General features: G+C 63.7%; 14 protein-coding genes. 9 read left to right on the plus strand and 5 right to left on the minus strand.

What is annotated here, in order from left to right; all coding sequences use genetic code 11:
* Positions 1-17: 17 nt before the first annotated feature.
* From CWO89_RS29385 to CWO89_RS29395, 3 genes are read right to left on the minus strand one after another with little or no spacing between them, the layout of a single operon-like run.
* Positions 18-428, minus strand: coding sequence for a thioesterase family protein (locus tag CWO89_RS29385; protein WP_130582077.1), 411 nt, complete (start codon positions 426-428; stop codon positions 18-20).
* 10 nt (positions 429-438) lie between these two features.
* Positions 439-3,552, minus strand: a complete 3,114-nt coding sequence (locus CWO89_RS29390; protein ID WP_130582078.1) for an efflux RND transporter permease subunit — start codon at positions 3,550-3,552, stop codon at positions 439-441.
* Entirely contained in the window at positions 3,549-4,724 is a 1,176-nt protein-coding gene (locus tag CWO89_RS29395) for an efflux RND transporter periplasmic adaptor subunit (protein WP_130582079.1), read from the minus strand. Before CWO89_RS29395 ends, CWO89_RS29390 begins: the two co-directional genes overlap by 4 nt.
* Before the next feature lie 20 nt (positions 4,725-4,744).
* On the opposite strand from CWO89_RS29395, the gene CWO89_RS29400 reads away from it, so the two are divergent.
* A complete protein-coding gene (locus CWO89_RS29400; RefSeq protein WP_130582080.1) occupies positions 4,745-5,401 on the plus strand; it encodes a hypothetical protein in 657 nt (218 codons plus the stop codon).
* Positions 5,402-5,661: 260 nt separating this feature from the next.
* On the opposite strand, the gene CWO89_RS48150 is transcribed toward CWO89_RS29400, so the two are convergent.
* Entirely contained in the window at positions 5,662-6,075 is a 414-nt protein-coding gene (locus CWO89_RS48150; protein ID WP_245476636.1) for a hypothetical protein, read from the minus strand.
* Between the two features lie 229 nt (positions 6,076-6,304).
* On the opposite strand from CWO89_RS48150, the gene CWO89_RS48155 reads away from it, so the two are divergent.
* Positions 6,305-6,535: a helix-turn-helix transcriptional regulator gene (locus CWO89_RS48155; protein WP_245476637.1), complete on the plus strand. Its 231-nt coding sequence runs from the start codon at positions 6,305-6,307 to the stop codon at positions 6,533-6,535.
* Between the two features lie 33 nt (positions 6,536-6,568).
* Here CWO89_RS48155 and CWO89_RS29410 read toward each other — a convergent pair whose 3' ends face one another.
* Complete coding sequence (locus tag CWO89_RS29410) at positions 6,569-6,919, minus strand: hypothetical protein (protein ID WP_245476638.1); 351 nt, start codon at positions 6,917-6,919, stop codon at positions 6,569-6,571.
* A 230-nt stretch (positions 6,920-7,149) separates the two neighbouring features.
* Between CWO89_RS29410 and CWO89_RS29415 the strand changes: the two genes are divergently transcribed.
* The 7 genes from CWO89_RS29415 to CWO89_RS29445 all read left to right on the plus strand — a co-directional run.
* Positions 7,150-8,352, plus strand: coding sequence for an MHYT domain-containing protein (locus CWO89_RS29415; RefSeq protein ID WP_130582081.1), 1,203 nt, complete (start codon positions 7,150-7,152; stop codon positions 8,350-8,352).
* Positions 8,353-8,527: 175 nt separating this feature from the next.
* Entirely contained in the window at positions 8,528-9,391 is an 864-nt protein-coding gene (locus tag CWO89_RS29420) for an FAD binding domain-containing protein (RefSeq protein WP_130582082.1), read from the plus strand.
* A gap of 13 nt (positions 9,392-9,404) precedes the next feature.
* Positions 9,405-9,905, plus strand: a complete 501-nt coding sequence (locus tag CWO89_RS29425) for a (2Fe-2S)-binding protein (protein WP_130582083.1) — start codon at positions 9,405-9,407, stop codon at positions 9,903-9,905.
* Positions 9,902-12,322, plus strand: a complete 2,421-nt coding sequence (locus tag CWO89_RS29430; protein ID WP_130582084.1) for an aerobic carbon-monoxide dehydrogenase large subunit — start codon at positions 9,902-9,904, stop codon at positions 12,320-12,322. The genes CWO89_RS29425 and CWO89_RS29430 overlap by 4 nt, the downstream gene beginning before the upstream one ends.
* Positions 12,323-13,195 (plus strand): AAA family ATPase, encoded by an 873-nt coding sequence (locus tag CWO89_RS29435; RefSeq protein WP_130582085.1) that lies wholly within the window; start codon positions 12,323-12,325, stop codon positions 13,193-13,195.
* Entirely contained in the window at positions 13,192-14,397 is a 1,206-nt protein-coding gene (locus CWO89_RS29440) for a vWA domain-containing protein (RefSeq protein ID WP_130582086.1), read from the plus strand. Before CWO89_RS29435 ends, CWO89_RS29440 begins: the two co-directional genes overlap by 4 nt.
* Positions 14,398-14,409: 12 nt before the next feature.
* A partial coding sequence (locus tag CWO89_RS29445) for an XdhC family protein (RefSeq protein WP_130582087.1) occupies positions 14,410-14,626 on the plus strand: 217 nt, incomplete at its 3' end.

Consider the following 14,626-nt stretch of genomic DNA (forward strand, 5'->3'; position numbering starts at 1 on the left):
AGAGACAGAGGCCGCGGTCACGCGGCGGCATTCTCATTCACGCCGAACCGCTTCTCGAATTCTGCGACGTTGACGAGGCCGCGGCGGTGGGTGCCTTCGCCGATCTTGCGCTCCTCGTTCCAGGCCTCGACCGCGAACAGGATGTGCCTGGAATCGAGCTCGATGACGCGGGCGGTCGCGCGCACGGTGTGGCCGATCGGAGTTGCCGCGAGGTGGCGGACGTTCACCTCCATGCCGACGCTGACAAATCCCTTCGGCAGCGCCGCTGAGATGGCGGCACCTGCGGCGATTTCCATGTGCAGGATCATCATCGGTGTCGCATAGACCCGCGGCATGCCTGGAACGAAATGTCCAACCGTCAGTTCCGGCGTCACGATGATCATCGTCTCCGCGGTCATGTCGAGCTTCAATAGTTCACGTGCATCCATATCCGCTTCCTTATTCTGCTGCCGCCGCAACCACCTTCTTGGCGTGCCGCTTGCCGGTGTTGCCGAGCCATTGGCCCAGCCTGTCGAGATAGAGGTAGACCACTGGGGTCGTGTACAGGGTCAGCACCTGCGACAGCATCAGGCCGCCGACGATGGTGTAGCCGAGCGGCTGGCGCAGCTCCGACCCGGTGCCGGTTCCAACCATCAGCGGCACGCCGCCGAGCAGCGCCGCCATGGTCGTCATCAGGATCGGCCGGAACCTCATGGTGCAGGCCCGATAGATCGCCTCTTCCGGGCTCAAGCCCTCGTTGCGCTCGACCTCGAGCGCGAAGTCGACCAGCATGATGCCGTTCTTCTTGACGATGCCGATCAGGAGGATGATGCCGATGATGGCGATGACAGTGAGATCCATGCGCACCGCCATCAGCAGCAGCAACGCACCGATGCCTGCCGAAGGCAATGTCGACAGGATCGTGATCGGATGGATGAAGCTCTCATAAAGCACGCCGAGAATGATGTAGATGACGATCAGCGCCACGCCGATCAGGAGCGGGGTGCCCGACAGCGACGACTGGAAGGCCTGGGCGTTTCCTTGGAACGACGTCGCGAGCGACGCCGGCTTGCTGGTTTCCTTTTCGATGTTCTGAATGCCGCTTACCGCCTCGCCCAGCGACGCGCCGGGCTTCAGGTTGAAAGAGATGGTGACCGACGGGAACATGCTCTGATGGTTGACGAGGATCGGCGCCGGCTTGATCTCGCTCTTGACGAGCTGGCTGAGCGGGACCTGCTGGCCGCTGGCGGAATTCACGTAGATGTCTTTCAGTGCCTCGGGCCCGTACTGGAAGCTCGGATAGACCTCCATCACAACGTGATACTGGTTCAGCGCAGTGAACATGGTCGAGACGATGCGCTGGCCGAAAGCGTCATCCAGCGTGTTGTCGATGGTGGAGGGGAGAATGCCGAAGCTCGACGCCACTTCGCGATTGACGGTGACATCCAGCATCGGCCCGGCGTTGGCCTGATCGCTGGCGACGTCGGTGACGAAGGGCAGGCTCCTGATCCGTTCGAGGAAGATGGCCGACCAATGCGTCAGCTCGTTCGAATCCGCGTCGGTCAACGTGTACTGATACTGGGTCTTCGACAGCCGCGCGCCGATCGTGATGTCCTGCGCGGCCTGCATGTAGAGGGTGATGCCCTGGATGTGGGCGAGCTGCGACCTCAGGCGGTTGATGATCTCGTCCGCGCTCGCCTTGCGCTGTGGCTTGGGCTTCAGCATGATGAAGATGCGGCCCTGATTGAGCGTCGCGGTCGGCCCGCCCGGCCCGATATAGCTCGCCACCGAATCGATCGCGGGGTCCTTCAGCAGCGTGTCGACCAGCACCTGCTGGCGCTCGGACATCGCCGGGAACGAGATATCCTGTGCGGCTTCGGTGATGCCGACGATCTGGCCGGTGTCTTCCTGCGGGAAGAAGCCTTTCGGAATGATGACGTAGAGATATCCGGTGAGTGCGATCGTGCTCAGCATCACCATCAACGTAACGAAGCGATGGCGCAGCACCACCTTCAGGCCGCGGGCATAAAGCGCGAGCAGGGAATCGAAGCCCCACTCGAAGGCAAGATAGATCCTGCCATGCTTCTTGTGGCTGTCGTCCTTCAAGAGCCGCGAGCACATCATCGGCGTCAGCGTCAGCGAGATTACGAGCGACAGTATCAGTGAGGCGGTGATCGTGATCGCGAATTCCTGGAACAGCTTGCCGACATAGCCGCCCATCAGGAACAGCGGGATGAACACTGCGATCAGCGACAGCGTGATGGAGACGATCGTGAATCCGATCTCGGCCGAGCCCTTGAGCGCAGCCTGCATCGGGGTGAGGCCTTTCTCGAGGTGGCGCACGATGTTCTCGATGACGACGACGGCATCGTCGACAACGAAACCGACCGCGATCGACAGCGCCATCAGCGACAAATTGTCGAGGCTGTAGCCGAGCACGTAAAGCGCAGCAAAGGTGCCGATCAGCGATAACGGAACGGTCACCGCCGGAATCACCGTCGCCCACAGATTTCGCAGGAACAGGAAGATCACCATCACCACCAGAGCTACCGTCAGCATCAGCGTGAACTGGACGTCGGCGACGGCGGCGCGGATGGTGGTAGTGCGATCGGCCGCGATCGTCACCTTGATCGCTGGCGGAATGGATGCCTGAAGCGTGGGCAATAGCTTCTTGATGCGGTCCACGGTCTCGATGACATTGGCGCCGGGCACGCGCTGAACCGCGAGGATGATCGCCGGCTGCTTGTCATACCACCCGGCCAGCAGGTCGTTCTCGGGAGCCTCGATCGCCTTGCCGATATCGCGGATCCGCACCGGAGAGCCGTTGCGATAGGCGATGATCAACTCGTCATAGGCGGCGGGGTTGAGCAACTGATCGTTGGTGTTGAGCGTGTAGGTCACGCGCGGGCTGTTGAGCGTGCCCTTCGGCAGATCGACGTTGGCGCCGGCGATGACGGTGCGGACGTCCTCGAGGCTGATTCCCCTTGCGGCGAGCGCCTGCGGGTTGACCTGGATGCGGATGGCGGGTTTCTGCTGACCGCCGATGCCGACCAGGCCGACGCCGGGAATCTGCGAGATCTTCGGCAGCAGGATGTTCTCGGCATAGGCATCCACCGTGGTCATCGGCAGCGAGTCCGAAGTCAGCGCGATCAGCATGATCGGCGTCTCGGCCGGGTTCACCTTCCGGATCGTCGGTGGGTAGGGGATGTTCTGCGGCAGATAGGGGCTCGCGGCATTGATCGCCGAGAGCACGTCGACGGCGGCGCTGTCGACCGTGCGCGAGAGTTCGAATTGCACGACGACCTGGGCCACACCGAGCGCGCTCGACGACGTCAGTTGCGTCACGCCGGGGATCTGGCTCAGTTGCTGCTCGAGCGGCGTCGCGACGGACGATGCGATGGTTTGCGGATCGGCGCCGGGCAATTGCGCTGAGATCTGGATCGTCGGGTAGTTGACATTCGGCAGTGCGCCGACCGGCAGCAGCGGATAGGCGGCAAGCCCGCACAGCAACAGCCCGGCCATCAGCAGGATGGTCGCGATCGGCCGGGCGATGAAAGGCGCCGACAGGTTCATGGAATGGCCTTCTGCACCGAGCTTTGCAGATCGGCTTCCGTTGCGGCCTTGCCATGCAATTCCTTGACGCGGCTGCCCTGCTGCAATCTGTATTGACCATCGACCACGACGGTCTCATTGGCCTTCAGTCCGTCATCGATCAGTGCCTGCCCCTGGCTGATCTGTCCGACTTTCACGGAACGCAACAGGGCGGTCTTATCCGGCGTCACCACGTAGACATAGGAGCCGTTCTGGCCTTGCTGGACCGCGGAAGCGGCGATCGTCAGACCATCCTTTCGGGTTTCAAGCAGCAGGTTGACATTGACGAGCTGGCCGGGCCAGAGCCGATGCGCGGCATTTGGAAATTCGGCCTTGAGCTGGATGCTGCCGGTCGTCTGCACGATCTCGTTGTCGACCAGGAGCAGCTTGCCTTCGTCGAGCTTGATCTTGTTGTCCTGGCTGTAGGCGATCACCTTCAGCGGACCCTTGGCCATCTCCTCTTGAATTCGCGGCAGATAGCTTTCCGGGAGCGTGAAGATCAGTGAAATCGGTTCGATCTGGGTGACGACCACGAGGCCGTTCGGATCGGTCGGATGAATGATGTTGCCGACGTCGATCTGGCGCACGCCGGTCACGCCGGGAATCGGCGACGTCAAGCGCGTGTAGCTGAGTTGGATCTTGGCCTCGTCGATCTGGGCCTGATCCGCCTTCACCGCGCTTTGCAACTGCGCCACCTGCGCCTGCTGGGTCTGGATCAGTTGCGGGGTGGCATAGCCCTTGTTGCCGAGCTGGGTGTAGCGCGACAGATTGGCCTGCGCATTCTCAAGCTGCGCATTGTCGCGCGCGAGGTTCGCTGTCAGTTGCTCGATCTCCGCCTGATAAGGCCGCGGATCGATTTGCGCCAATAGATCGCCGGCCTTGACGGTTTGTCCTTCGACGAAGGTGATTTGTGTGATCTGTCCCTGGATTTGGCTGCGCACCAGGTCGGTATTGTAGGCAATCACCGTGCCGACGCCGGTCAGAAAGATCGGGACATTACCGCTGGTGACGGTCGTCGCGACCACCGGGATCGGCGCCGGCTCCGGCACTGCGGCGGCTTGCTCCGACGTCAGCGAGCGCTTGAAGTACCAGAATCCGCCGCCCGCCAGCACCACGAGCAGAACGGCTACGGCGATCGCGATCTTTCGCTTCACGGTATGCCTCGCAAATGTGTTTGTCTCAACAGCCGCCCGGCGCCGTTGTCGTGGTTGTCGCGCCATCGGTCGGGCAACGCATCGCCTCGGTCGGAGGCGAAGAGCCTATCGGCGATGACGCAGGTAATGGGAGCGACAGCGCCGGACTGAGACCTGCACTGCCCAATTCAGTCGAGCCCAAGGGAATCGAGTCCGAGCGAGTTCCGATCGGCCCCACGGATGACGATGTCGAAATCATGGGACGCACGATGCTCGTCGTGCCGCGCGCAGCGCAGCCGGCCGATGAATGTCCCGACAGCCCTCCGCCATCGAAAATCGCTCCCGGTTTGCTGGCGATGAAACAGTTTTCGTTTCCGAAACTCATGGCGGCGCCGGATTGCGGCATCACCGGACTCGTGCCGGGTATTGCAAGTTCCGTCGATCCCAGCGGAATGCCTGCCGGCCGGATCGCGGAGCCCGTTCCCGAACCGAGCGGCGAGGTGAGGTTCGGAACTGGCTGCACGCCAGGCGTCGCTGCCTGCGCGCTTGCAGGTTCTGACGACATCGATTCGACGGCGAGCCACAGCGAAGTGCAAGCAGCGAGTGCGGCGATTAAGGATCGTCGTCCGGACGTGCGCGAAAGCTGGTTTCGCGTCGACCGAAGCAGACCTGTCATAGGACGGCTCTCCGGAGGTTAAGCTCTCTGAAAAGTTACTTCCCGCCTTCCGCGACGGTATTTCAAGAACGCACGCCCCACCCGCCGAACGCACGCAGCAGATACCAAGGTATGATGTCCTAAGCCCACAATATACGTAGGTGAAAACGCCCGTAGAATGGAGCGCGCGGCGGTGCTAGATATTCTCCAAGGCACAAGTCGGAATGCGGCCGCTCCGAGGAGAGACGCTCAACGAAGAGTGATCTCTCGATTGGTAACTTGAAGGGGCCTTCCGGCGTACGGTCACCATGGCGACAGAGAGATGGTACCATGCCGCAGATTCAGCTTCGACGAGATGACAACGTTCACTTCAACGATGATCTGCCGGTTCACGCGACTGTCTACGAAACACCATATCGCCGTAAGACGGTTGCAACCGACCGTTTGGATAAGCCGACGCAGGCCGCAGTGCTGCTGCCCGGCCGACCTATCGTCGATGACAGGATGGCGCTTGCCTTTGAACGCCTGCACCTCGTGCTCGCGATCGCAGCGCAAGGTCATGCGGAGGGGAATGCCGCTGAGCGCGACGCGCTGCTGAACGCCGCCAGCAGCCTCGATGTCTTCCAGCACAAGGCTGCGATCGAACGGCTCAAGGATCCCGTCATCAAATGCCTGTCGGATGCGCTCGCGGACACCGGGCAGGCCTATGACCGTCATGCCGGAATTCGCGCCGATGCGCTGCGGCTCGCCGTGGCCATCAGGTTGCTTGGCCTGCAGGCCGAGAACAGCTCAGCCATCGATGATCGAGCTGTCACCACTGTTCCTGCCGAGCGAACGGTCGGGGGATTGCAGAAATGGCGGCTGAAGCGTGTCGGCGAATATGTCGACAGCCATCTGTCGAAGAAGATCACGCTCTCGGATCTGGGTCGTCGCGGGATTGAGCCGGATGCATTTCGCTTCGCAATTCCGGATCGCGACCGGCCTTCGGCCGCACGAATATCTGCTGCGACAGCGCATCCGCCGGGCCGACGAACTGCTTCGGCACACGACGATGACGATCGTCGAGGTCGCCCTGAGTGTCGGATTCCAGACCCAGGCTCATTTCACTACCGTGTTCAAGCGGATCGCGGGAAGCACGCCGGCTCAGTGGCGAAACGCGCACTCCGTTAACGGCTAGGCCTCCGCGCGACGTGCGGCCGCGTGTGACCGCTCATCGCGCCGCCGCGAGCGCGCGCGTTGCCTTGTCGAGTTGCGCATTGCATTGCGCCACATCCCCTGCGCGATCGGCGGCACGCGCAAGGTCGAGCGCATTGAGCACACGTTGCAGACGCCGCCCATATTTGCCTTCTGAGGCCGCGATCGATCGCGGCGTCGGCTGGTAGTTGCGCGTCGCGTCGAGACTCTCCTTCTGCCAACCTCCGGCGCCGGCGCGCTTCTCGATGGCGGCATCGGCCTGGGCTTGAACGCGCACGATCGAATCCTCGCAGGGGCCGGCGTGGCCCGGCGGAGTAGTCAGAAGCAGGATGAGGATGGCGGCTCCGAACGGCGCGACCTTTTCCATGGGTTCGTCTCCTTGTGTGCGGCCAACTGTTACTTGGTTACCAGATGACAATGTTCGTGACGATGTCTTTCGCAATTGAACGTGGACGCGCAACCACAAGCTTTTCGAGATAACATCGCATTTGCGAAGGGAACAAGGCGCCCCCGCAGCGGTGGACTGTCTCTAACTGTCCGGTTATGTAGGGAGGCTAGGGAGGGGCCAGCCCGTGGAGACGGGCGGCCGAGACGATCATGTTCGAAGGACACGATCCCTATCTCGTCGCGCTGTCGGTGGCGATCGCGATCCTGGGTGGATATACGGGCTTCAGCCTGGCGGCGCGGATTCGCGGCACGCCGGGCGGCAGCAACCGCATCCTGCTCGCGGGCGCCGCCGCGTTTCTGGCTGTCGGCATCTGGACCATGCATTTCGTCGGCATGCTGGCCGCGCCGCTGCCGCCCGACACCGTCTATCTGGTCCTGCCTACGATCATCTCGTTTCTGATCTGCGCGCTGGTGGTCGGCATCTCCCTGTTCTTCGTCAGCATCGGCGAGCCTTCGCTCAAGCGCGTGGTCTCGTCCGCCGTTTTGCTCGGCGCCGGTATTGCCAGCATGCATTATGTCGGCATCCACGGCCTGTCCGGTCATTTCGCGATCGAACATGACGACGTGTTCGTCCTGCTGTCGGTGATCGTTGCGATGGTGACGGCCTATGGCGGCCTGCGTGCCTTCCTGGCACAGCAGGAGGGCTTTCGCTTGGTCGTCACTTCGATCATCTTCGGAGTCGCGGTTTCCGGCATGCACTACACGGCGATGGCCGGGATGCACTTCGTGCCGCTTGCGGCGGGAGTGCATCAGCATCTCGGCGGCGGGCTTGCTGCGTCGCAACAAATCCTTTCTATCATCGTTGCCGTGCTCTGCTTCGTGATCGCGGCTGGCTTCCTGCTGTCGCTGGTGCCCGAGCCGCGACGGCAGAATCTGGTTCCGGCCATGGCTGGCGATCTGGCGCCCCCGGCCGATGTGCTTGTGCCTGAACCGGTCGCGGCCGTTGCTGCACCGCGAATGAGCATGGCACCGCTCTGCGGTGTCGGCCGGCCGCCCCGTCCGGCGCCCGCGCCGCGGCTGCCAGTGGAAGGCGCCGACGGCACACACTTTATAGATATCGCGGATGTGCGCAGCGTCCGGGCCGATGCTCATTATACCCGGGTCCATGACGGGACCCGGGAACGGATGTGTCCGTGGTCGATCTCCGAGGCCGAGGCGCAGCTCGATCCCGCGCTGTTCATGCGGGTGCATCGCAGCCACATCGTCGCGATCCCGCATGTGGCGTTCGTTCGCAGGGAGGGCGATGGCGCGATCATCGAGCTCGGCGGCTCGTCGCCGCATCGCGTCCCCGTCAGCCGCGCCAAGATCGCCGAGGTCAAGGCGCGACTCGGTCTCAGCCGTCGCCATGCCTAGGCCCGGCTCCCGCAAATAGGGTCGCGGCGGTTGACGCAATTCGTGTCTCGCCATCCGCATTTCGTGCGAAAAACCCCATTCCGTGCCCGAGCGATTGCGGTCGGGAAAAACCGGAGAGACCGTCCCGCCAACGTCCACGCGCCCGACCGGCGCCAAAGGACGATTGGAGGAAACGATGATTCCGGGACCTTTCAGCTATCACCGGCCGGCAAGCCTGGCCGACGCGGTCAAATTGCTGGCCGATCTGGGCGATGACGCCCGGCCGCTGGCGGGCGGACACAGCCTGGTGCCGATGATGAAGCTGCGGCTCGCCACACCAGCTCATCTGGTCGACCTTCACGATGTCGCCGATCTCAAGGGCATCCGCCACTATGGCAGCACGATCGTGATTGGTGCGATGACCACTCAGCACGAGCTGTTGGTCTCCGGGGAGATCCGGCAAAGCTTGCCGATTCTGCAGGAGGCCGCGGCCCTGATCGCCGATCCCCAGGTGCGCTACCGCGGGACTATCGGCGGCAATGTCGCCAATGGCGATCCCGGCAACGACATGCCGGCGCTGATGATGGTGCTTGGCGCGAATTTCCGGCTCAGCGGACCAGGCGGTGAGCGTGAGGTCGCGGCGAGCGAATTCTACCAGGGCGCCTATTTCACCGCGCTCGAGCCCGGCGAAATCCTGACGTCGATCTCGATTCCGGTGCCGCCGGCCGGTCACGGCTACGCCTACGAGAAGCTGAAGCGCAAGGTCGGCGATTACGCCACCGCCGCCGCGGCCGTCGTGCTGACCATGGCGGGCGGCAAGGTCGCGACCTGCGCGATCGGGCTGACCAATTTGCATGAGACGCCGCTGCTCGCGACCGACGCCGCCAATGCCGTCATTGGCACCAGTCTCGACGCGGCCACCCTGAAGCAAGCCGCGGCCGCCGCGGAAGCGATCATGGCGCCGGCGGCGGATACCCGAGGTCCGGTCGAATACCGCAAGCATGTTGGCGGCATCATGGTGATGCGAGCGCTGCAGCGCGCCGCTGGCCGCGCGGTGTAGAGGGAGAGAACAGATGGCAAAGACACATGTGACCATGAAGGTCGACGGCGCGGAGGTCGAAGGCCTGGTCGAGCCGCGCACGCTGCTCGTGCACTTCATCCGCGAGAACCTGCAGCTCACCGGCACCCATGTCGGCTGCGAGACCACCCATTGCGGCGCCTGCACCGTCGATCTCGACGGCATGTCGGTGAAGAGCTGCACGGTGTTCGCCGTGCAGGCCGATGGGTCCGAGATCACGACTATCGAAGGCATGGCCAATCCCGATGGCTCGCTCTCGGCGCTGCAGGAAGGCTTTCGGATGATGCACGGCCTGCAATGCGGCTTCTGCACGCCCGGCATGATCATGCGCGCGCATCGGCTGCTGCAGGAGAATCCGTCGCCGACCGAGCAGGACATCCGGATGGGCATGTCTGGCAATCTCTGCCGCTGCACCGGGTACCAGAACATCATCAGGGCGATCCAATACGCCGCCGCCAAGCTCAACAATGTCGAATTCAAGGAGGCCGCGGAATGAACGACATGACTCCCACGCGGGAACAACGCACCGCCGCACTCGAAGGCATGGGCTGCAAGCGCAAGCGCGTCGAGGACATCCGCTTCACGCAAGGCAAGGGCAACTATGTCGATGACGTCAAGCTGCCGGGTATGCTGCATGGCGATTTCGTCCGCTCGCCGCATGCGCATGCGCGCGTCAAGGCGATCAAGGCCGACGAGGCGCTGAAGGTGCCGGGCGTGCTGGCGGTGATCACCGCCGAGACGCTGAAGACCGTCAACCTCGCCTGGATGCCGACGCTCGCCGGCGACGTGCAGATGGTGCTGGCCGATGGCAAGGTGCTGTTCCAGAACCAGGAGGTGGCGTTCGTGGTTGCCACCGACCGCTACGCCGCCGATGACGGCATCAACAAGGTCGAGGTCGAATACGAGCCGCTGCCGCCGCTGATCGATCCGTTCAAGGCGATGGACCATAATGCGCCGGTGCTGCGCGAGGATCTCGCCGACAAGACCACCGGGGCGCATGGGCCGCGCAAGCACCACAACCACATCTTCGAGTGGACCGTCGGCGACAAGGACCTGACCGATGCGGCGTTCCGCAAGGCCGAGGTCACGATCAAGGAGATGATCTCCTATCATCGCACCCATCCGTCGCCGCTCGAGACCTGCCAGTGCGTCTGCTCCTTCGACAAGGTCAAGGGCGAGCTGACGATCTGGGGCACCTTCCAGGCGCCGCACGTGATCCGCACCGTGGTGTCGCTGATCGCCAAACTGCCGGAGCAGAAGATCCACGTGATCGCGCCCGACATCGGCGGCGGCTTCGGCAACAAGGTCGGTGCCTACCCGGGTTACATCTGCGCGGCGGTCGCTTCCATCGTCACCGGCAAACCAGTGAAGTGGGTCGAGGATCGAATCGAGAACCTGACCGCAACCTCCTTTGCGCGCGACTACCACATGACGACCGAGGTCGCCGCGACGAAGGAGGGCAAGGTCACCGGCCTTCGCGTCCATGTGCTCGCCGACCACGGCGCCTTCGATGCCTGCGCCGATCCGTCGAAATGGCCGGCGGGGTTCTTCAACATCGTCACCGGCTCCTACGACTTCCCGACTGCGCATCTCGTTGTTGACGGCGTCTACACCAACAAGGCGCCGGGCGGTGTCGCCTATCGTTGCTCTTTCCGGGTCACGGAAGCGGCCTATTGCATTGAGCGCGCGATGGACATCCTGGCGCAAAAGCTCGGGATGGATCCGGCGGAGCTGCGGCTGAAGAACTTCATCAAGCCGGAGCAGTTCCCGTATCACTCGGCGCTCGGCTGGGAGTACGATTCCGGCGACTATCACACCGCCATGCGCAAGATGATGGAGACGACTGACTACGCCGCGCTCCGCAAGGAGCAGGCTTCGAGGCGCGCGGCGTTCAAGCGCGGCGAGACCCGCGAGATCATGGGGCTCGGCGTGTCCTTCTTCACCGAGATCGTCGGCGCCGGCCCGTCGAAGAATTGCGACATCCTGGGGATCGCGATGTTCGATTCCTGCGAGATCCGCATGCATCCGACCGGCGCGGGCATCGCGCGCATGGGCACCAAGAGCCAGGGCCAGGGCCACGAGACCACCTGGGCCCAGATCATCGCCACCGAGATCGGCATTCCCGCCGACAACATCCAGGTCGAGGAGGGCAACACCGACACCGCGCCTTACGGGCTCGGCACCTACGGCTCCCGCTCGACGCCGGTTGCGGGCGCCGCGATCGCAATGGCGGCGCGCAAGATCAAGGCGAAGGCGCAGATGATCGCCGCCTACAAGCTCGAAGTCCACGAGGACGATCTCGAGTTCGATATCGACGGCTTCCGCGTCAAGGGCCTGCCGGAGAAGTTCATGTCGATGAAGGACATCTGCTGGGCGGCCTACAACTCCGTCCCGCCCGGCATGGAGCCGGGGCTGGAAGCGGTGAGCTACTACGATCCGCCCAACATGACCTATCCGTTCGGCGCCTACCTCTGCGTGATGGACATCGACGTCGACACCGGCGTGTACAAGGTCCGGCGCTTCTATGCGCTCGACGATTGCGGCACGCGCATCAACCCGATGATCATCGAGGGCCAGGTGCATGGCGGGCTCACCGAAGCCTTTGCGATCGCGATGGGCCAGGAGATCCGCTACGACGACACCGGCAATGTCGTGACCGGCTCGTTCATGGACTTCTTCATGCCGACCGCGGTCGAGACCCCGCACTGGGAGACCGACTTCACGGTGACGCCGTCGCCGCATCATCCGATCGGCGCCAAGGGCGTCGGCGAGAGCCCGAATGTTGGCGGCGTGCCAGCATTCTCCAACGCTGTCAACGACGCCTTCTCGTTCCTGGGCTCGACCCACATCCAGATGCCGCACGATTTCTGGCGCAACTGGAAGGCGGCAAAGAATCTCGGAGCGGTCGCCTAGATGAAGGGACGTGAGGAGATCGCGCAAGCGCTGGCCGCATCGGGTTACATCGCCGATGCGGAGCTTGCGACCGCGATCTCGCTGATGCAATTGCTGCGGCGTCCGTTGCTGCTCGAGGGCGAGGCGGGCGTCGGCAAGACCGAGGTCGCGAAAGCGCTGGCGCAGGCGTATTCGACCGAGCTGATTCGCTTGCAATGCTATGAGGGGCTCGACCAGTCGGCCGCGCTCTACGAATGGAACTACCAGCGGCAGCTCTTGGCGATCCAGGCGCATCATGGCGAGGACGCCGACGCGGTCGAGGATCGGATCTTCTCCGAGAAGTATCTTCTCGAACGGCCGCTGCTCGCCGCGATCCGCCGCGCGCAGGCGCCGGTGCTGCTGATCGACGAGATCGATCGCGCCGATGACGAGTTCGAGGCGTTCCTGCTCGAACTGCTGTCGGACTTCCAGGTCTCGATCCCTGAGCTCGGCACTGTCTCTGCCATCACCATCCCGCATGTCGTGCTGACGTCCAACGGCACGCGCGAGCTTTCGGATGCATTGCGGCGACGCTGTCTGTACCATTACGTCGACTATCCCGATGTCGATCGCGAGACGCGCATCATCCTGGCACGGATTACGAACGCGAGCCCGTCGCTGTCGCTGCAGATCGCGCGCATGGTGCAGGCGATCCGCAAGGAGGATCTGCGCAAGGTCCCCGGCGTCGCCGAGACGCTGGACTGGGCTGCCGCGCTGGTTGGCCTCGATATTCGCGATCTCAACGATGCGCCCGAGACGGTGCATGAGACGTTGATCTGCCTGCTCAAGACTCATGAGGATCGCGCCCGCTTCACGCCGGAAGTGACGCGGCGGCTGTTGGGGAAGGTCGCATGAGCTGCTGTGGCACCAATCCGGGCTTCGAGGAGATCGACGAGGTCTCGCGCCTCGTCTCCGGACGGCTCGCCGTCTTCCTCCGGACGCTGCGCGACAATGGCTTTCGCATCGGCCTTGCCGAGGGCCGCGATGCAGCGGCGCTGATGGCCGAAGGCTATGCGGCGCGGCCCGGATTGTTGCGGTCGGCGTTCAAGCATCTGTTCTCGGCGCGGAAGTCGGATTGGGAGAAGTTTGACGGGCTGTTCGATGCGTTCTGGCTCGGCAGGCGCGTGCGCTCGCGGTCGCGGACGATGGCGTCGGGGCAGGCGGCGAACAGCCCGTCGCTCAAGCGCCTGCAGGATAGCCAGACTGAACCGAGCGGCCAGTCGGTGACCGACCAAGTGCCGTCGTCCGACGATGCGCCCGAGGGGCAGAGCGGCGAGGGACGGATGGAAGGCGCCTCGCGCGCGGAAAATCTCGCCGAGGTCGATTTCCGCAAGCTCGCCGATCCCGAACAGGTCGCCCAGGCCCACGAGGCTGCAGCGCAACTCGCGAAGGTCATGCGCACGCGATTGACGCGACGGGACCTCGCGCGGCGGCGCGGCTACCGGCTCGATCTCCGCCGCACCATCCACCGCAACATCAGCCATGGGGGGGTGCCGATCAGCCTGGTGAAGCGGCAGCGCAAGGACAAGCCATTGCGGCTGATCGTGCTGCTGGATGCGTCGGGCTCGATGAGCATGTACACCAGCGTATTCCTGCGTTTCATCCACGGCGTGCTCGACGAATTCCGCGAGGCCGAGGCGTTCCTGTTTCATACCCGTCTCGCTTACGTCTCCGACGCCATGAAGGAGAAGGACGCTGGCCGCGCGCTCGACCGGCTCTCGATCATGGCGCAGGGCGCGGGCGGCGGCACAAGGATCGGCGAGAGCCTGCAGACGTTCAACCGCTGGCATGCCGCGCGCGTCATCCATTCGCGCAGTTGCGTGATGATCGTGTCCGACGGCTATGAGACCGGCGATGCGGCGCTGCTCGGCCGCGAGATGGCCGCGCTTGCACGGCGCTGCCGCCGCATCGTTTGGCTCAACCCGATGATGGCCTGGGAGGGTTATGCGCCGGAGGCGCTCGGCATCAAGGCGGCGCTGCCGCATGTCGATCTCTATGCGCCCGCCAATACGCTGCAGAGCCTGCGCGCGCTCGAGCCCTATCTGGCGAAGCTCTAGAGGAGATTTCCGATGACTGCTCATGTCGAAGTCATGGACCTGGTCGCGCAGATGAAATCGGCCGAGCGGGCCTTTGTGCTCGCGACCGTGGTGCGTACGGTCTCGGTGACGGCGGCGAAGGCCGGCGCGAAGGCGATCATCGCGCCTGACGGCACCATCGTCGCGGGCTGGATCGGCGGCGGTTGCGCGCGAGCCGCGGTGCTGAAGGCGGCGCGCGAGGCGCTGGCCG

Source organism: Bradyrhizobium sp. Leo170, from assembly GCF_004296405.1.
In the GTDB taxonomy this organism is placed as follows: domain Bacteria; phylum Pseudomonadota; class Alphaproteobacteria; order Rhizobiales; family Xanthobacteraceae; genus Bradyrhizobium.